Origin of the sequence: Micromonospora sp. WMMD1082 (assembly GCF_029626175.1) — a bacterium.
GTDB lineage: Bacteria > Actinomycetota > Actinomycetes > Mycobacteriales > Micromonosporaceae > Micromonospora.
Genome location: NZ_JARUBM010000002.1, coordinates 791,008 through 809,368, shown reverse-complemented (window position 1 = coordinate 809,368; position 18,361 = coordinate 791,008). Strand labels below are relative to the sequence as shown.

Annotated in this window: 17 protein-coding genes; 12 read left to right on the top strand and 5 right to left on the bottom strand. The window is 66.3% G+C overall.

Translation table 11 applies throughout. From position 1 onward, the window contains the following. The first annotated feature begins 32 nt into the window (after positions 1-32). The 7 genes from O7615_RS03935 to O7615_RS03905 all read left to right on the top strand — a co-directional run bounded on the left by O7615_RS03935 (position 33) and on the right by O7615_RS03905 (position 4,092). A complete protein-coding gene (locus O7615_RS03935; RefSeq protein WP_278175859.1) occupies positions 33-356 on the top strand; it encodes a hypothetical protein in 324 nt (107 codons plus the stop codon). After that, complete coding sequence (locus O7615_RS03930; RefSeq protein WP_278175858.1) at positions 353-991, top strand: nucleotidyltransferase family protein; 639 nt, start codon at positions 353-355, stop codon at positions 989-991. The genes O7615_RS03935 and O7615_RS03930 overlap by 4 nt, the downstream gene beginning before the upstream one ends. Then, on the top strand, positions 988-1,809 hold the full coding sequence (locus O7615_RS03925) for a 5'-3' exonuclease H3TH domain-containing protein (RefSeq protein WP_278175857.1): 822 nt from the start codon (positions 988-990) through the stop codon (positions 1,807-1,809). Before O7615_RS03930 ends, O7615_RS03925 begins: the two co-directional genes overlap by 4 nt. Positions 1,810-2,104: 295 nt before the next feature. Then, the gene (locus O7615_RS03920) at positions 2,105-2,530 is read left to right on the top strand and encodes a GFA family protein (protein WP_278175856.1); all 426 of its coding nucleotides are present in this window, start codon (positions 2,105-2,107) and stop codon (positions 2,528-2,530) included. A gap of 226 nt (positions 2,531-2,756) precedes the next feature. Beyond that, on the top strand, positions 2,757-3,113 hold the full coding sequence (locus O7615_RS03915) for a hypothetical protein (protein WP_278175855.1): 357 nt from the start codon (positions 2,757-2,759) through the stop codon (positions 3,111-3,113). Positions 3,114-3,213: 100 nt separating this feature from the next. Next, a complete protein-coding gene (locus O7615_RS03910) occupies positions 3,214-3,633 on the top strand; it encodes an Imm1 family immunity protein (RefSeq protein WP_278175854.1) in 420 nt (139 codons plus the stop codon). Between the two features lie 33 nt (positions 3,634-3,666). Next, the gene (locus tag O7615_RS03905) at positions 3,667-4,092 is read left to right on the top strand and encodes an NUDIX domain-containing protein (RefSeq protein ID WP_278175853.1); all 426 of its coding nucleotides are present in this window, start codon (positions 3,667-3,669) and stop codon (positions 4,090-4,092) included. A gap of 57 nt (positions 4,093-4,149) precedes the next feature. On the opposite strand, the gene O7615_RS03900 is transcribed toward O7615_RS03905, so the two are convergent. From O7615_RS03900 to O7615_RS03890, 3 genes are read right to left on the bottom strand one after another with little or no spacing between them, the layout of a single operon-like run. Further along, positions 4,150-4,629 (bottom strand): DUF296 domain-containing protein, encoded by a 480-nt coding sequence (locus tag O7615_RS03900; RefSeq protein ID WP_278175852.1) that lies wholly within the window; start codon positions 4,627-4,629, stop codon positions 4,150-4,152. Further along, positions 4,622-5,710, bottom strand: coding sequence for an asparaginase (locus O7615_RS03895; protein ID WP_278175851.1), 1,089 nt, complete (start codon positions 5,708-5,710; stop codon positions 4,622-4,624). The genes O7615_RS03900 and O7615_RS03895 overlap by 8 nt, the downstream gene beginning before the upstream one ends. A gap of 49 nt (positions 5,711-5,759) precedes the next feature. Continuing rightward, positions 5,760-7,313, bottom strand: a complete 1,554-nt coding sequence (locus O7615_RS03890; protein ID WP_278181967.1) for a helix-turn-helix transcriptional regulator — start codon at positions 7,311-7,313, stop codon at positions 5,760-5,762. 525 nt (positions 7,314-7,838) lie between these two features. Between O7615_RS03890 and O7615_RS03885 the strand changes: the two genes are divergently transcribed. From O7615_RS03885 to O7615_RS03870, 4 genes are read left to right on the top strand one after another with little or no spacing between them, the layout of a single operon-like run. After that, positions 7,839-10,592 carry a DEAD/DEAH box helicase family protein gene (locus O7615_RS03885; protein ID WP_278175850.1) on the top strand — a complete coding sequence of 918 codons (2,754 nt, stop codon included), beginning with the start codon at positions 7,839-7,841 and terminating at the stop codon, positions 10,590-10,592. Then, positions 10,589-11,860: a restriction endonuclease subunit S gene (locus O7615_RS03880; RefSeq protein WP_278175848.1), complete on the top strand. Its 1,272-nt coding sequence runs from the start codon at positions 10,589-10,591 to the stop codon at positions 11,858-11,860. Before O7615_RS03885 ends, O7615_RS03880 begins: the two co-directional genes overlap by 4 nt. After that, entirely contained in the window at positions 11,853-13,382 is a 1,530-nt protein-coding gene (locus O7615_RS03875) for a class I SAM-dependent DNA methyltransferase (protein WP_278175847.1), read from the top strand. Before O7615_RS03880 ends, O7615_RS03875 begins: the two co-directional genes overlap by 8 nt. Then, entirely contained in the window at positions 13,366-14,979 is a 1,614-nt protein-coding gene (locus O7615_RS03870) for a hypothetical protein (RefSeq protein ID WP_278175846.1), read from the top strand. The genes O7615_RS03875 and O7615_RS03870 overlap by 17 nt, the downstream gene beginning before the upstream one ends. A 115-nt stretch (positions 14,980-15,094) precedes the next feature. Here the strand turns inward: O7615_RS03870 and O7615_RS03865 are convergent, their stop codons facing one another. Next, positions 15,095-15,310: a hypothetical protein gene (locus tag O7615_RS03865; RefSeq protein WP_278175845.1), complete on the bottom strand. Its 216-nt coding sequence runs from the start codon at positions 15,308-15,310 to the stop codon at positions 15,095-15,097. Positions 15,311-15,434: 124 nt separating this feature from the next. After that, a complete protein-coding gene (locus tag O7615_RS03860; RefSeq protein WP_278175844.1) occupies positions 15,435-17,576 on the bottom strand; it encodes a hypothetical protein in 2,142 nt (713 codons plus the stop codon). Positions 17,577-17,915: 339 nt separating this feature from the next. On the opposite strand from O7615_RS03860, the gene O7615_RS03855 reads away from it, so the two are divergent. Further along, complete coding sequence (locus tag O7615_RS03855; RefSeq protein WP_278175843.1) at positions 17,916-18,332, top strand: hypothetical protein; 417 nt, start codon at positions 17,916-17,918, stop codon at positions 18,330-18,332. Positions 18,333-18,361: the final 29 nt, after the last annotated feature.

Below are 18,361 nucleotides of genomic sequence, written 5' to 3'. Positions count from 1 at the left end.
ACATGCCCCCGGAATCGCGACAGACAACCGAAGTGACCAGCACGTTCGTGATCGATGGTGTTCCGCGACGCCTGGCCACCACCGCCACATCGAAAGGCGAGGCCGGTCACGTCGACCTGCGCGTCGGCACGCACAACTCCACCCTGGCCGGGCTCACCGACGCCCTGTCCACCGCGATCACCACCGCACTCCAAGCCGGAGCACCCCCAACCGCGTTCGTCGATGCGTTCCGGCGTACCCGCTACGTTCCAGCCGGCGCAACCGGTGATCCGCACGTGCCGCATGCGACGTCGCTGGGCGACTACCTCGCCCAGCGCCTGCACCACAACCACCCCGACGGGCCGGAACGGCCATGACGACGCCGCCCGCCGGCTGGGCGGACCCGGCAGACGTTAGGCGCGGTGACGAGTTACGGGAGTTGGTCAGGGCCACCGTGCCGCTGATGCGGGCGCTGACCGTGGTGCGGGACTCGGGACTGCCCGACGCGTGGATCGGCGCGGGTGTCCTGCGCGACCTGGTCTGGGGACGCCGCTACGGCACCGGGTTCGACCTGCGTACGGTGCGGGATGTCGACGTGGCGTTCTTCGACCCTGCCGACCTGAGCCGGGACAACGACGATCGGGCCACCGCCCGGCTGGCCACGACCGAACCGGGCGTGCCGTGGGAGGCGAAGAACCAGGCCGCCGTGCACACCTGGTACCCGCACCGGTTCGGCGGGCCGCCGGTCCCACCGTTTCGCGGCATCGCCGAGGCGGTCGCGACCTGGCCTGAGTACGCCACCGCCGTCGCGATCCACCTCGACCCCGACAACCGCATCGAGGTCTGCGCGCCGTACGGCCTCGATGACCTCCTCGACGGCGTGTGGCGACGCAATCCCACCCGAGTCAGCGAACAGACCTCCTACGAGCGGCTTTCCCGCCACCAGCCGGCGCAGCGGTGGCCGGGAGTCCACGTCATCACCAGCCCTCCCGCACACAGGGAGGACCGGTGACCGGACTGTTCCTCGTCGACGGACACCAACTGCTCTACCGCGCTTGGTTCGGATTCCCTGCCCGGATCACCAGCCGCGACAAGACCCGCGACCTGACGGGCGTGTTCGGGTTTCTCGCCCTCATGCGCAAAGCCCACCGCCTCCACGCACCCGACCACGAACTCGTCGTCGTCTTCGACGGCGAACACGCCTCCGCCCGGCGCGCCACCACCGTGCCTGGTTACAAGGCGAACCGCGCTGGCGCCGACCACACCCCCATCGCCGCGCTGCCCGACGTCAAGCGGGCGCTCGACGCCGCAGCCGTCCGCTGGACAGAGATCGACCAGATGGAAGCCGACGACGTCATCGCCACCGCCACCACCAGCGCCGTCCAGGCGGGCCGATCCGTCATCTGCTACTCCAGCGACCGGGACTTCTACCAACTCCTACGGCCCACCGTCACTGTCCTCACCCCACGCCGCACCTTCGCCGCCGCCGATATCCACCACCGCTATCGCATCCACCCCTGCCAATGGCCGGACTACCGGGCACTCACCGGCGACCTCGCCGACCACATTCCCGGCATCCGCGGCATCGGCCCCACCACCGCCGCCAACCTCCTCACCGACGGCTGGCACCTCGACCAACTCCCCAACAGCCCCCGACTCCGCAACCCACGCTGCCACCCCATCACCCACCAGTGGACCGAGCTGCTCGCCTGGCGCGACGCCATCCGCCTACGTACCGACATCCCACTCCCCGACACGCTTATCACCGGCCAGCCCACCGCACCCCTGCCCAGCGCGGCCCACCTCCTCGACCAACTCCACCTCTGGTGACGCCCGATCCGGCCGGCCCGAATCGTTTGACCCGATACCGGCAAAGCGTCGGCGCATACCCCTACCCGCAGACAGTGATCCACACCAGCAGCACCAATGAACGCCGGGATCGGCCGCGCGCAAGGGCTGATAGGCGACCCGGCTCAGCCCTCGACGACCTTGAAGCACCGCAACCAGCAGTGGCCATGACCCGCTACGCAGCTCGGGACCTGCCTCGCGCCGTCGAGGCATCCGGCAGAACGTCAAGACAGCAGAGCGGGGTGTCCAATTGACCCACGACGCGAGGAACCAAGCAATGTTTGAACCTGGCATCGACACCAAGGTCCGCACCGGCGGCTGCCTGTGCGGCAAGGTCCGGTTCACCGTGAGCGGCGAACCCGACTACCCCCACGTCTGCAGTTGCCCGCACTGCCAGAAACGGGCCGGCGGGCCGATCCAGTCGTGGGTCAGCTTCCCACTGGAAGGGCTGAACTGGACCGGAGAAGCCGACGAGCCGACGTGGTTCGACACGTTCCCGGGCGAGACAAGACGAGGCTTCTGCGCCGTCTGCGGCAGCTCGGTGGCGGCGTTCGACTACGGCGACACACTCATCGGCATCAACCTCACCGCCTTGGACGACCAGGACGACCCCCTTCTCGTCCCGGTCAACCAGTCCTTCCGCGACGCCGCGGTCACCTGGCTGCCTCAGGTCCCCGACACCCAGCACAGCATCATCAGCTGAGTGCCTGGTGCCGAGAGGTCAGACAGCACCAGCCCGAAGCCCGGGGGTTCCGCCGGGGCGACTGCGGAAACCGTCCACGACTACCGTGCATTTGCCCGAAATCGTCGTGCCGAAGAGGGTCGGCGCTCCGACACGCCAAGCCCGCAATTGGAACACTCGTTCGAGGCGGCTAGGCTGGCCGCTGCCCTAGCCACCAGAACGCAGGCGGTGACTCCTCTTGCCTATCGTGGGTGCCCTTGTCGTCGAGAGCCTGGCCCTGAACGCCACGATCGACGTGCCGTTGACGTTGCGGCGTATCCACCGCCTCCCTGCCTGGAGCGCCACCGGCGACCAGCCCTCCCAGTGGACACTGATCGACTTCACCTGTTCCGACGACGCGGGCGACGAACTCGCCCGCCAGCTCGCCGCCGCGCTGTCCCCGGGACGCTGGTACGCCGACTACGCTACGGACAGCACCAGCTGGGTCGTGTTCGCCGGCCGCGTCTTCACCTATCCCCGAGGCGACGACGCCGGGCGACAGGAAGCGATCACCTACGCCCGCGACGTCGGCGTGCCCGAGGCACAACTCGACTGGCCCCACTGACCAGAAACGACCGGATACCGGCTGGCATTTGCGGCGTACGCGACGATGACGGGTAGGTACGCCACTGGCGTACCTACACCGGAAACGGAAAGGCGATCGCATGAAGGTGGCCTGGACCTACGACCGGGGTGACCACCGCGATAGCCACGAGGTCGACCTGACCGACCCCGACGCTCTGGAAGCTCTCCTGCGCGAGATCCACCAGGCTGGCGAGCCTGTCGTCGTCACGATCTTCAGCGACATCACCGACGACCCCGACGACCTGCCGCCCGGCGTCCAGATCGGGCTCGGCCACCGAAGCCACGCCTTCGCGGTACACATCGCCGACGACGGCGGCTACCTCAACGACCGCACAGTGCCACCACCTGACCAGGAACTCCACTTCGACCTTGGCGGGGTACCCACCGAATACCCCGCCGAGCATCTCCGGCTGCGACCAGACACGGCCATTCAGGTAGCGGGCGCATTCCTCAAGACCGGCGGCACACCACCGCACCTACTGCCCACTGCCAGTGTGTAGCCGCGCGAGATCCCATGGAAGGGTGAAATAGCAGTGGCGCAGCGCCAACGTGCGGCGGCTGTGATCGTGCGCGACGGCCGAGTGCCGATGGTGCGGGAGCGTGGGCGTGGTCCTTCCGGTCGTCACGATGGCCAGGAATACTGGACGCTGCCGGGCGGCGGGATCGGCATCGGCGAGACAGCCGAGGACGCCGTACGCCGCGAGGTCGTCGAGGAGGTCGGCCTTCAACCTGTGGCTGTCCGGTACCTGCTCGACGTGCCCTATCCCTCGGGCCTGACCGCATGCTTCGCGGTACAGGTGGCAGGCGGTGAACCGAGGCTGGGTGATGACGGCCTGTCCTGTGACTGCTCGGTTATGGTCGGCGTGGACTGGGTGCCGCTGCCGCAGCTTCCGACCGAGACGCCGGGGCTGCCCATCGCAACGATGATCATCGTATGGGAGCCGCCGATAACGTCGTAGTGGCGAGCTGGGAATGCCACGCCGACATCCGGCAATGTCGTGGGCTGTACTGCTGGGCTAGATACCGGTGGTGGGTTGTTGGCCGAAGTGCAGTTGCGGCACGTTGTGCAGGTTGGGGTTCGGCAGTCGGTGCATCGTCGGCGCAGTGACCTCGATGATGAGCATTTCGGTGAGGAACTGGACGGTGGCGTCCAGCAGGTGGCTGGTGTGGGCGGTGGCGCTGTGTTCCTTGAGTCCGACGGTGATGTGGATGTGGGGTGTGATGGTCTGGGTGGTGTCATCCCAGGCGATGGTGCCGCCGCCGAGGGCTTCGATGTTGGTGAGGTCGACGTGTGACCAGACGGGGGCGTCGGGGTTGTCGAGGCGTTGGCAGGTGCCGACGATCTTCGCCGTGCTGAGGCCTGCAATGAACATCGGGATGTAGCCCTGTCTGAGGTTGTGGGCGCGGCAGGCGCCGGTGAGGGCGGTGAAGAAGTCGTCGCCGTGGTCGAAGACGACGCCGATCATCCGGCCGGGGGTCAGGTCGTGGCTACGCATTGGTCGGGCTCGTTTCCGGCCGGTCGTCGTTGATGGCGGTGGTGGTCCAGGGCCAGGCGGTGGGTTCGGTGAGTCCGCCGGCTGTGGTGACAGCGGTCGCGATGTCGTGTGGTTTCGTGTCGGCGGCGAGGAGGGCGCGGAGCAGGATGCGGGCCTTGTAGGGGTGGAGCCAGCCGGCGGGGGTGAGACCGCGGGCGATGAGGTCCTGCTCGGAGCCGGGGAAGCCGTAGGTGTGGGTGAGGGTCGGTCCGGCGGGGGTGCGGGAGGCGAGGACGACGGGGATTCGTCCGGCGAGGTCGGTGAGGGTGTCGACGAGGGGTTCGGGGACGTGGCCGACGCCGAATCCGGCGACGACGAGGCCGTCGCAGTGCCGGCCGATGGCGTCGAGGAGCGTGGGGTCGTCGTCGAGGGTGACGGTGTGCAGGGCAACGGTCGCGATGTCTGCCCGCTGCGGCGCGGGGACGGTCAGCCGATAAGGCACCCGGTTCAGCATCCGTACGGTGCCTTCGAGGACGTAGCCGAGGGGGCCGGTGTCCAGGGAGCGGAAGGTGGCGCCGCTGGTGGAGTGGGTCTTGGTGACCCCTCGTGCGGCGTGGATCTCGTCGGCGAAAGCGACGAGGCAGCCCTGCTCCCGCGCGTGTGGGGAGGCGGCGGTGTGGATGGCGGCGAGGATGTTCGCGGGGCCGTCGGCACCGGCGAGGGTCGGGTTACGCATCGCGCCGGTGATGACGATCGGTTCGGGTCGGTGGTGGAGCAGGTCGAGCAGGTAGGCGGTTTCCTCGATGGTGTCGGTGCCCTGGGTGACGACGACACCGGCCGCGCCGTCGGCCAGCGCCCGCGCTGCGGCGGTGTGCAGGTCGGTGAGGTCGGCGACGGTGAGGCTCGCGCCGGGTCGGCGGCGGAAGTCCACCACCTCGACCGCGATTCCCGTGTTCGCGAGGCCAGGTACGGCGTCAACGAGTTGCTGGGCGGTCAGGGTAGGGCTGACCGCGCCGCCGCCGGTGCCGCTGGTCATGGCGATGGTGCCGCCGAGGCCGAACACCACCACCTGTGGCGTGGGCGTTGCCGGAGTTGAGGACACCGGGTTCCTTCCAGAGCGCACGGCCGATTGTGGTGGTGCCGGGAGCCTATTACGGCAGGGCGCCGACGAAGCGGCACGCCCGGTCGACACCATCGAGGGACAGCAGACGGCTGCGTGGTTCGGCTATCCCGGCCAACCCGCATGCACCGAGTTCAGCGCATCGGCCCCGTAGCCGAGGCCAGTCGAGACCCAGGTAGTCGGCGAGGGCCCGCAGCCGCGAGCCAGCGGTGTCGGCGGCGACGACGGAGTGCGCCCGCACATAACCTGCTGCGTCGCGGTACTCGGCCAAGGCGGAACGCTGACAGGTGACGTCGACGTGCCATACGCCGTCCGCGCGGATCCAGGTCGCGACGATCGCCCGCTGGGAGGTGAGGACGAGGCCAGGTAGCGCGCCGTACTCGGATTCGTTGGTGATCGCGACGTCGATGCCGAAGGACTCCATCAACGCGACCGCCAACAGCAGCAGAACTCGTTGCGACTCCGTCGACGCTTCGACGGCGGACCGCGGGACGCAGAACATCCTCGTCGCCCGTTGGGAACCGGTCGCGAACCGTGTCGCGGTCGCTTCCAGGTAGCGCAGCTTGTGCCCGAAGAGCAGCCAGGTGCTGGCCTCCTCGCCGGTCTGTTCCCGCGTCCAGAAGGTGGGAACCTCGGTGAGACCGTCCCACTGTCGGCTGATGTGGTCGGCACAGAACGCCGAGCCGAGCCACATCCGCGACACGATCTCCAGGTCTTGGCCGATGTCGCTGCTGACTGCGGACCGGACAAGGCCGCTGTACTCGGCGGCAGCCGTCCGAGAGGCGTCCAGGCGGGCATCATCCAGCAGGAGCGACTGGTCCAGATTCGCCACGGCCCACAGCACCGCTGCGGTGATGGCGTCGAGCTCGTAGGCGCGGGGGATGAGTAGGCGAACTTCATCATCGATATCGACCAGCCGCTGTGACGCTTGGCGGGAGTCCAGGCCAAACAGCCCGTCGCCGGTGGACGTGGTAACCCGCCCGGCGACGATCCGGCGCTGGAGCGGACGTCGCCAACGCCTATCAGTGTCAGTCCGGGGGATCATCGCGACGATCCGGCCATCGTCGGTCGCCGGGTACACCTCCACCTCGACGGACGCGCCGGGAAAATGATGTCCGCCGGGTGCAGGAATGGTGTGGTCCGCTCTGGACTCCCGGTCAGTCTCGCCGAGCGCGGACGCGATCATCGACGCGAGATCACCGCCGACCGGCTCGGCAGGGTTGAATTGCGGATGAACCGATTGGAGGTCGGAACTCGCCCTCTGGTCAAGGGCACCGTCGGCGGCTGCGCCCCACCGGGCCCGCAGCGCCGTTTCAGACCGCTCCTTCTGATACTGCCCCTGCAACCGACGGTAGGCGTCATATGCGTCAAGCAGCCCGTTGTTAGCTTTCAGGACCGTGTCACACTGCTGCCAGAAGACCCGATCGACCACCTGCCGGCCGGCCTCCACATTCGCCACCGTACTGCGGGTGCTATACACAAGCTGCGCGACCTCCTTCTGAACGAGACCGTGCCCCTTCCGCAACTCGCGAAGCCTTCGGCCGAGTGCCTGCTTCGCGTCCTGCAGCTGTTGTGGATCGATCATCACGATGACCTTCTCGCCGTAGCCTGCCCGCGAACCTGGCACCGAGGCCGGTCGGCCGCCGAGACGGGGGAACCGGCGGCCGACCGGCCGGCATCCGCCGACAGTGACTCGTCAGCCAGTCACGAAGGCAGAACAGATGCTGCCGCCGCTCGCTGGCCTGCCGAGCCCGCCGGACCCGTCGGTTCTTCTACCGTGTTGGTCTTATCTCTTGGTGCCCTTGGCGTCGTGGAGCGCCTGCGATGTGGGGATCATGCGGATCAACTCCTCCAGTGAGGCGGTACCGAAGATCGCCGAGTGTCTGGCCTCGTGCTCGGTGGCATCCGTCACTCAACGCCTTGGCGCCGATGTCGAACACCTCCGACACGAATTTTCGACACTCGCCCACGACAGGCTGCCCATGGCAAGCTTAGGCCCCTCCTGGACCCGCCGGCACACACTCTGAACCCGTTCGAACCGTGATCCTCGGTCACGAGGAGGATGCGGATCGTATGTTTGATCGACTAGCCTCTACTGGCTGTGGGGGCAATGGCTGACGATCTTCGGCTCCAGGCGGAGCAGCGCGCCCGGGTCTTGATCGACCGGCAGCTTCGAGATGCCGGCTGGGTCGTGCAGGACCGTTCCGAGATCAACCTCTTCGTGGGCACGGGTGTGGCCGTTCGTGAGGCCATCATGGCGAAGGGCCATGGTCGGGTCGATTACCTGCTGTATGTCGACCAGCGGGTCGTCGGCGTGATTGAGGCCAAGCCGGAAGGGACGCCGCTGTCGGGGGTGGAGTGGCAGTCGGCCATGTACGCCGAGGGCCTGCCGCCCGCGGTGCGGCTGAAGGCGCTGACCCGCGACGGGCGGCTGCCGTTCGTGTTCGAGGCCAGCGGCTCGGAGACCCACTTCACCAACGGCTACGACCCGCAGCCCCGGGCGCGGCGGATCTTCGCCTTTCCGCAGCCCGGCGCCTTGGCGAGGATCGTCCGTGGCGCGGAGGCCGATCCGAAACGGCCGACGTGGCGGGCGAAGGTTCGTCACCTGCCACCGCTGAACGTCGCTCCACTTCGGCCGGCGCAGATCACCGCGATTGAGGGTGTCGAGCGTTCGCTGGCCGAGCAGCGGTTCGATCGGTCATTGGTGCAGATGGCCACCGGTGCGGGTAAGACCTACACGGCGGTGACGGAGTGCTACCGGCTGCTTAAGCACGGCGGGTTCACCCGAGTACTGTTTTTGGTCGACCGCAACAACCTGGCCGACCAGACCCTGGCCGAGTTCCAGAACTACCGCACCCCGGACGACGGGCGGCGGTTCACCGAGCTGTACAACGTCGACAAGCTCACCAGCGCCGGCATGCTGGGCAGCTCCAGCGTGGTGATCTCCACGATCCAGCGGGTCTACAAGGTCCTCGCTGGCGACACCGCTCCCGAGGGCGACGACCCGGGACTCGACGGGTATGTGCCTGACGCCCCGGTCAGCGTCGTCTACAGCGCGGGGATGCCGCCGGAGACGTTCGACCTGGTGATCGTGGACGAGGCGCACCGGTCGATCTACGGGGTGTGGCGTGGGGTGCTGGAGTACTTCGACGCTCATACCGTTGGCCTGACCGCTACCCCAGGCAAGCAGACCTTCGGGTTCTTCCGGCAGAACCTGGTGTCGGAGTACACCTACCCGCAGTCGGTGGCCGACAACGTCAACGTCGACTTCGACCTGTACCGGATCAAGACCCAGATCAGCGGCCAGGGCTCGAAGATCGACGCCGGCACTGTTGTGCCGAAGGTCGATCGCCGCACCCGCGTCCAACGCCTGGAAACCCTGGACGAGGACCTGGAGTACACCCACAAGCAACTCGACCGGGCAGTCACCGCCACCTCGCAGATCCGCCTGGTGCTGGAAACGTTCCGGGACAAGCTGTTCACCGAGATCTTCCCCGACCGGCACACCGTCCCCAAGACACTGATCTTCTGCAAGGATGACGCGCACGCCGAGGAGGTCGTCACCACCGTCCGCGAGGTGTTCGGCAAGGGCAACGACTTCGCCGCGAAGATCACCTACAGCGCCCGCGACCCCAAGGGCCAACTCCAGGCGTTCCGCACCTCGGCGAGCCTGCGCATCGCGGTCACCGTCGACATGATCGCCACCGGCACCGACGTCAAGCCACTGGAATGCGTGTTCTTCATGCGCGACGTGCGCTCCGCGGCGTACTTCGAACAGATGAAGGGCCGCGGCGCCCGCACCATCGCCGCCGCCGACTTCCAGGCAGTCACCCCCGACGCCACCCAGAAGACCCGGTTCGTCATCGTCGACGCCGTCGGTGTCACCGAACACGACTTCGTCGACCCACCCCTGAACCGGGACAAGGGCATCTCGCTCAAGCAGTTGCTCGACAAGGCCGCCACCCTCACCCTCACCGAGGCCGAAACCGCCACCCTCGCCTCCCGCCTGGCCGCACTGGAACTGCAACTCACGCCCGACGAGCGCACGGAACTCGACGCCGTCGCCGGTGGATCGGTCCGCGACATCGTCCGCGGCCTGGTCGACGCCGTCGACCCCGACACTCAAGCCCGCGCCATCGCCGGCGCCGCAGATCCCGAAGCCGCCGTCCAAGACCTGCTCGACACCGCGGTACGCCCTGTCGCAGCGAACCCGCAGCTACGGCAGCGGATTCTGGAGCTACGCCGTACCCACGACCGGATCATCGACGAGGTCAGCGTCGACGTGCTCGAAGACGCCTACGGAGTGGTCGACACCTCCCGTGCCCGGTCGATAGTCGAGTCCTGGCGGGCGTACCTGGACGAGCACCGCGACGAGATCACCGCGATCCAGCTACTGATGGAGGCGCGTGAGCGGCGGATCGCGTTTGCCGACATCAAGGAGCTCGCCGAACGCATCCAGCGGCCACCCCGCAACTGGACCATCGACCTCATCTGGGCCGCCCACCAAGCGATCGAGGCTGGCCGTGTCCGGCACAGTGACCGGCACACCCTCACCGACCTGGTGTCGCTGATCCGGTACACCATCGGGCAAGATAATGAACTCGTGCCCTACGCGGAGAAGATCCGTGAGCGGTATGCCGGCTGGTTGCGCCAGCAGGAGCAGGCCGGGGTGACGTTCACCGAGACGGAGAGATGGTGGCTGGACCGCATGGTCGAAGTGATCGCCGCGTCGGCGGGCATCAGCCCCGATGACCTGGACAACGCCCCCTTCACTGAACGCGGCGGCCTCGACGGCGCCATCCGCGACCTCGGCCCCAACACCGCCGCCCTCATCGACCAACTCAACACGGAGCTGACCGCGTGACGGACCTGCCCCCCAGGTGGCGCTGGGCAGCGTTGGGTGAAATCGCCGACGTCGTCGGCGGGGTGACCAAGGACAGCAAACTCCAAAGCCGCCCAGATCTGGTTGAAGTGCCCTACCTTCGGGTGGCCAACGTCCAGCGTGGTCGGATTGACCTCTCCAGCGTCGCTACCATCCGAGTTCCGCCACGAAAGGCCGCTCAACTCGAACTGCAATCAGGCGACGTGCTCCTTAACGAAGGTGGCGATCGAGACAAGCTCGGGCGCGGATGGGTTTGGCAAGGACAAATCCCAGGCTGCATTCATCAGAACCATGTATTTAGAGCGCGGATCAGAGACGGGCTACTTCATCCGAAGCTCCTTGCCTGGTATGCCAACGAGGTTGCGCACAAATGGTTTGAGCTCAACGGCAAACAAAGCGTGAATCTGGCATCGATTAGCCTGTCCAAGGTTCGGACCTTCCCCGTGCCGGTACCACCCGTTGAAGAACAATTGCCGATCGTCGAAATCCTCGAATACCATCTCTCGCGACTTAACGTAGCCGAGAACTGCCTTGCCGCCGCATCGGCGCGATGTGAAGCAATGGTGACGTCGGCATTGCTGGTGGATGAGGCGGTAGCCTCATCGCCAAGGGTTGCGTTGAGGAGCCTACTCGCAGCGCCGTTGTCGAACGGTCGTTCTGTGCCGACGAGTGAAGGCGGCTTTCCGGTGCTACGCCTGACTGCCCTCAAGGGTGATCGAGTTGAGCTAAGTGAACGCAAGCCAGGCGCGTGGACTCTCGACGAGGCGCGGCCATTCCTGGTGCAACAAGGCGACTTCATGGTGGCCCGCGGTAACGGTAGCCTGCGGCTTGTCGGGCGCGGCGCTCTAGTGCGTGACCAGCCGGACCCTGTTGCCTTTCCGGATACACTGATCCGCCTACGCGTCGACCAAAGTAGAGTACTGCCTGACTTCCTCTCAGTCGTGTGGAACTCCCCACTTGTTCGGCGACAGATCGAGTCATTGGCCCGGACGACCGCTGGGATATACAAGGTAAATCAGAAGCATCTGGAGAGCGTCGTCCTGCCGGTACCTAACCGCGATCGGCAATCCCAGGTATGTGCTCGATTGGACCAACTCAGGCTTGCGCAGAAGCAGCTGACCCGAGGTCTCGCTGTAGCGGCGATGCGGTCTGCCTCCCTGCGCCGGTCGTTGCTCGACGCCGCGTTCTCGGGACAGTTGACGGGAAGGGCAAGTGACATGGACCTGGTTGAGGAGATGGCGGGTGTCTGACGCGCGGCGGTTGGTCGACAAGCTGTGGTCGTACTGCAATGTGCTGCGTGACGACGGAGTCGGCACGGTTGAGTACACCGAGCAGCTGACGTACCTGCTGTTCCTCAAGATGGCGCACGAACGCGAGACCCGGCCGTTGAACCCGGAGCGGATCGTGCCGCCGCATTGCTCGTGGCAGCGGCTGCTGGACGCCGAGGGCGACGACCTGGAGGTTACCTACCGGCACATCCTCGAAGACCTGGCCCGTCAGCCCGGCACGCTCGGCACGATCTACCGGAAGGCGCAGAACCGCATCCAGGACCCGGCCAAGCTGAAGCGGCTAATCGTTGACCTGATCGACAAGGAGAACTGGTCGGCCGCCGGCACGGACATCAAGGGCGACGCGTACGAGGAACTGCTCTCCAAGGGCGCGGAGGACATCAAGTCCGGCGCCGGCCAGTACTTCACGCCGCGTGCGGTGATCCAAGCGATGGTCGACTGCATTGCGCCGACCGTCCGTGACACTGTCGTCGACCCGGCCGCCGGCACCGGCGGCTTTCTATTGGCAGCGCACGAGTACGCCTCCCGCGATGCTGAGACGTTGACGCCAACCGAGCGAGCCCACCTACGCGACACCTTCGTGAACGGTGTCGAGCTGGTCGACGGTACCGCGCGGCTCGCCGCGATGAACCTGCTGCTGCATGGCATTGGCACCCCGACCGGCGACAGCATCATCGAGGTCAAGGACGCGCTGATCGCCGACCCAGGCCAGCGGTACTCGGTAGTGCTATCCAACCCGCCGTTCGGCCGCAAGTCGTCCCTCACTATGGTCGGCGCGGACGGCCGGGAGGCCCGCGAGGAGCGGGAGATCGAGCGACAGGATTTTGTCGTCACTACCGCGAATAAGCAACTCAACTTTGTCCAACACATCGCCACGATCCTCGACATCAACGGCCGCGCCGCCGTCGTCCTGCCGGACAACGTGCTGTTCGAGGGCGGAGCGGGGGAGATCCTGCGAAAGCGGCTACTGCGGGACTTCGACCTGCACACCATGCTGCGCCTGCCCACAGGCATTTTCTACGCCCAAGGCGTCAAGGCCAACGTGCTGTTCTTCGACAAGAAGCCCGCCGCCGAACGGCCCTGGACCGACCGCCTGTGGATATATGACCTGCGGACCAACCAGCACTTCACCCTCAAACAGAACCCGCTACGCCGCCGCCACCTCGACGACTTCGTCGCCTGCTACCTACCGGGCAAGCCCCGAGCCGAGCGCGTCGAGACCGAGCGGTTCAAGTCCTTCACGTACGACGAACTGCTCGCCCGGGACAAGGTCAACCTCGACATCACCTGGCTACGCGACGACTCGCTGGAGGAAATGGACAATCTCCCAGCACCCGAGGTCATCGCCAGAGAAATCGTCGAGGACCTCACCGCCGCCCTAGCCGAATTCGAGGCGGTTGCCGCCGCGCTGGAAGCCGCCGCCGCACCTGCTACGTCGCAACCATCAGCAGAAGACAGTCAGCGGCGTGACCCAAATCAGTGACGAGGAGCTGCTGGGGCGCTTTGTACTGCGTGCTCGGAGGGTTCAAGCGCATTCGCTCGTCCAAGATTGGGATGAGTTGCTGTATCACGCGAGAGGCGAGTTCCAGGCCCACATCGATATCTCTGGCAGGATGTCGATCAGGCGGCGCCTGCCTGACCACGAGGAGGTCTTCGAGTCGCTCGCCTCGCGTGTTCGACCGCTAACGGTGAAGTCCGAGCCGGTCTACTACGTCAAGGTGTTCACCGCGATTGACCGCCTGCTCGGCGATCGCCAGGGCGACGATCCGTATCGGGAGCGGCTGCAGCAGCTTCGACGAGCGTGGGAGGCTGCTGAAATCCAGGGGACGCAGGCGCAGGCGTACGCGCTGCAATCGGCGCGGATTGACGGCACCGAAGCGACCAATATGGTCTCCGATACCCAGCTCGCCGCCGCCTGGTTGTACGCGGATCTCGTTCATGCAGACGCGACGGGGCCGAAACGGGAGGCGCTTGCATTCCCGCTGCGCGAGCGATACGCAGCCGCCGTGCGCCTGTTCTCGCACCTGGCCGCCTTGACCGTCGAAACCCTGCGATTGGTCCAGTCACTACGAGACAGCAGCGTGCTCTCGGTTGCCAGTTCGGCCTGGGACGACGATGTCGTAATCGGAGCTACCGAGTTCGTACAGGAGGCACAAGCATTCGTCGCTCCTGTCGGCGCCTCCGCTCCGGACCTTCGGAACTCTCTGGGATTCGGGAAGCAATGGAGCCGCTTCACCGTCACAGACCTGCTCCGCCAGGACCCCACGAATCATGTCCGTGTCGTACTTGAAGACGGTGAAGGGGTCAGGATCGCGTCGTATGACGCGGCAGTCTCACGGCGGATGGCCGAGGAGACCTCGGCAGAGTGGGACGTGCTGGTTGCCGGCAGCGTCATCTTCAAGTTCGCCTTCGATGTCGAAGGCGAGCAGATGATCGATGCCCACTTCCTCGGGTGGAAAGCGTTCGACTCGACGAACGAGCTCAAGCTCTCCTCCACACTTCTGCTGATCCAACTCCACCGCGTCGAATCGATGACGTTTGAGGTGCGCGACGAGAAGATCGTTACGCTGCGGCCATCGGCGTTCTCGGCCGACCAGGTTCGCGAACTCGAAGTTCTTGCCGAGACAGTCGCTGACATCGTCGCCATCGAGCGCCTCACAGGGCAGACCCTCGATCCCTGCAATGGGCGGTTCGACGACCGGGACCGCGTGCGCCTGCGCCGCGCCCGCCTGATATGGGAGGGGCAGATCGTGCGTGCCATGCGACATCCTGTAACGGTCACGGCGCCGGAGGGCAATGCGCCACAGGTCATACTCACCGCAGCCGGAACGGTCGACGTGGGTGGTGCCCTTGTGCCTACCCCGGCTATCCTTATGCGTCACCCGGACATGGTCGCGGCGGAACACGGCGACGCACCAGAGGCCGGCCCTCAAGCGAGGAAATACACGATCCAGCCTCCCGAAGGCGAACGCTTCACAGCATGGTCGCCGGACCGCGCGCAGGTTTCGAACGACAACGACCTCATCGTCACGGCGTCCTGGGACCTGATAGGCATCGACGAAACGACGTTCCCGTACTGACGGCACCCACACCACGCGTCGCGACGCTGCGCCCTCGGGTTACCGCCTCATCGCTACGGATACGAGAATCTTCGCCCGGTGCCGTCCCTCCGACCTCCGGGGGCTGTGGGCGGGGCTAGACAACAGGGTTCGGGCTCATCGCCGCGTACAGGTCCTCGATGTCCAGTAGGAGTTGCCGGATCGCGACGGCTGACTGGCGCTCCTGGTCGTGTCGCCGGTGTCGGCTTTTGCCCCACCAGCCGATGGTGAGCAGGATGGTCACGGCGGCGGTTTCGATGCCACCGATCCAATCAGGGACGCTGCCCCAACCAGTTGCGGCAATCGTCGACACCGGTCGTGCACGGTTCTCTCCTCCACCTGCTGCATCTGCCGACGCTAGGTCGCAGGTTACACGCGTCTCGCCCAGCACCCTGATCCTGAGCTGCGGCATCCGGCCTGGTGGTGATGCGCTTCGGTCAGCTTGTCTCGCCGCGGCCTTGGCCTCCCGGTGGGGGTCGCCGCCGGAGCCCTCGATCGGTCGATTTTCCGGTAGCGCTGGTGGCCAAGGGCATCGGGAGCAAATCCATCGTGATAGGCCGTCCGGGGTCGGCGGTGGCGTGAAATGCGAAGGTGAACCTTCTGGAGCCGGTCGGACTCTCGGTGTCGGCGCAGTTTGCGTGGTTGAGCATCGTGTGTTTGAGGACGTCGACGATCGAGGTGACGGTCTGCTGCTTGATGAACACGACGTAGGCGACTCGGGTGTCGTTGGGGGTGAGGTAGCTTAGTACCTGGTCGATGCCTTCGCGGAACTGCCGCTCGCTGTGCCAGACCTTGCACTCCACAACGCCGATGAGCCGACCGTTCCAGTGCACCGCGATGTCGACCTTGCCCTGGCCGTGGAACGTCTCTGCGGTGAAGAGATACGGCTCGGGATGTCGGCCTTGGAGGAAGAGTATGAGGTGGAAGCGCAGCAGTTCCTCGGTGTCGAGTGCTTGCACGAGCGGGGTATGAGCCGCCAGAACCTCTGCCGAGGACTCCAGCGTCTTGAGAACCTCCTCGAAGAGCATCTCCGGATCGGTGCTGGGCCCGGGCGGGGTCCGGGCCGCGTCGGCCCCGACGGAGGGCTCACCGTCCCGCTCGTTGATGGATGCTGACGCGAAGGTGAGGGTGAGTTCTTCGCGTTGCCGTTGGCCGGCGAGCCGGACAGCCAGCATTTTGGGCACGAGGTCCTCCACCGCGGCATTGAGTTCGTCGTGGTAGCGGGCGAGGTCCCGGCGGGCGTTGTCGAGATGAGCGGCAGCGTCGGCGGCACGCTCCCTGATCCACCGCTCCAACTTGCTTCCCGGCATGGTGACGTCGGCGGTGAACACCGCCCGGATCTGGCTGCCCCGCACCTGCCACTGCGGTTCGTGGGCGCACGTAGCGAGCGAGGCTCGCACGAGACCGGCGTCGCCGTCGAAGTCGACGGCAACCTCGTAGTCCTGTACGACCCTGTTCACCATGCGGGTGGGATGGGGAAAGTCGCGGACCTGTTCCCTGCGCTGGCGCACCGGGGCCGCGACCGTCGGGTCGCCGCGGTACGCCGTATCGGGTACGCGGTACTTCGCAACCAGCCGGTCAACGGCGGCCTGCGGGTCGTCATCGAGGGCCTCATCGTGTAGCGCGCCGATCTCTCGCACCGCGTTCCAGAGCCGCTGGCGAAGTTTCGTCGACGGCAGCTCGCCGCCGGCGGCGAGAAGCAGGGGATTCACGTCGTCGAGTATTCCGCAGATCGGCTCTCGGGCGCCGCTGCCTGGTGGGTAGTCGGAACCGGCGCGTGCGCGGGAGCCGTGAGCGGGCGACACGTTTGCGGCTGGCCAGGTGCGAGCGAGGGCGTACGGGTCGGCGACAGTGAACAACTCGAACCGGCCGGTGACGATGCCGGGGTGGTTGCGGGCGGTCACCGTCCAGGTAGCCTCGCACCATTCATTGACGGTTTCTAGCAGGTCAAGCGCGACATCTGGCAGCAGGAGGATCTGACCGGGCCGGAGATCGACCTCGGGGTAGACCAGCTCAATCAGGCGCTCGTCTTTCGGGGTCGCGATGATGAGAGCCGGTTCGACGACGTTGCGCAGCCCGCGATGTACGGAGTCTGCGGCCCGGTCGAAGGGGTCAGCGTGCGGCGCTGTTCGTTCTCCCGGAGTCCATGCAGCCGCCCGCTTGTGAAGTGGGGACGCGGCTACGCCGCCGGGAGGAGACGGTGGGATTGGAATCTCCGTCAGAAGGTCCTCATCAAGATCAGCCTGGATTAGTTGTTGCTGACCATGAGCGTGAAGACGGATCGTCACCTGCGCGCCTTGGATGAGGGCACCGTCGTCGTTGCGGACCGACACGCTGAGCGGAGCGATCTTGCGAAGTCCCAGCAGCCGGTCCGTCCGGTCGTAAACCGCCGACTCCAGCTGACCCAGGTAACGCCGCACGGCCGCCTCGAAGTGTGCGCGGCCCGCGCCGTCTGGATCATCCGGGTCAAGAAGAGCAAACAGGCGATGTTCCTCCCGAGCCAGAAGCACGGAGGTATAGCCAATCACATCGGGCCGGGTTTCCAGCTCCCCAGATGCCGGCGAGACCTCCAGCTGCATCGTTGCCGCTCCCATCCCAGCGGGTCGCATCCCGCTCACCATCAAGTTCCTCGCCCACACGGAGGCCGGTTTGAAATCCGCTGTCAGCATGCCGGGCGTCTCAGAACCAGTGAAGCGCGGGAGGCCAACGGGTACCACGGGTCGGCGAAGCGTACGGGACGACGCTGTACTCAGCCGATCATGGCCCGGCCAGTTCGTCGTTCTGCCGCCCTGGGTCCCCGCCTGCCAGGCCAGGACTGGTCACCGGGGAGTGTGAAATTGGTTCGGGCCGACTCGGGCCTGCAGCCTTGTCGTGTCCGGCCCTGCCAGGATCGTCGTAGCCGATTTAAGGAGGCAGCGTTGATCCCGGAGCCGATGCCCGAGAAGATGCCGATCAGCATGCTCTCCTACGTGATCCGCCACCTGATGTGTCTGGGTTTCCGCGGAAGCGAGTTCCAGGTCCTCTCCGAGGTGGCGTACCGCGATCGTGACAACGGCGGAAGCACTCTGGTCGCCGACGTCGACCTGGATCGCCTGGTCTCCCGGCACACCTCCCGCCGCAGCCTCGACCGTGCCCTCAAACGGCTGCTCGACGCCGGTGACCGGCTCCGACTTGACGGAGACAGGCACGTGATCGTCGGTGCTGTCGAACACGACACCCTTGCCTGCGAGCACCGCCATTGTGCCAGCGAAGTTGCCGTCGCGCGGCGCGCAGACGAATGGTGGCGAGTCGCCAACCGCCCTCGCCGGCATCGGGCCGCCGCCGTCATCCGGTAGCGACGAACGAGGGCCATAGCGGTTCCTTG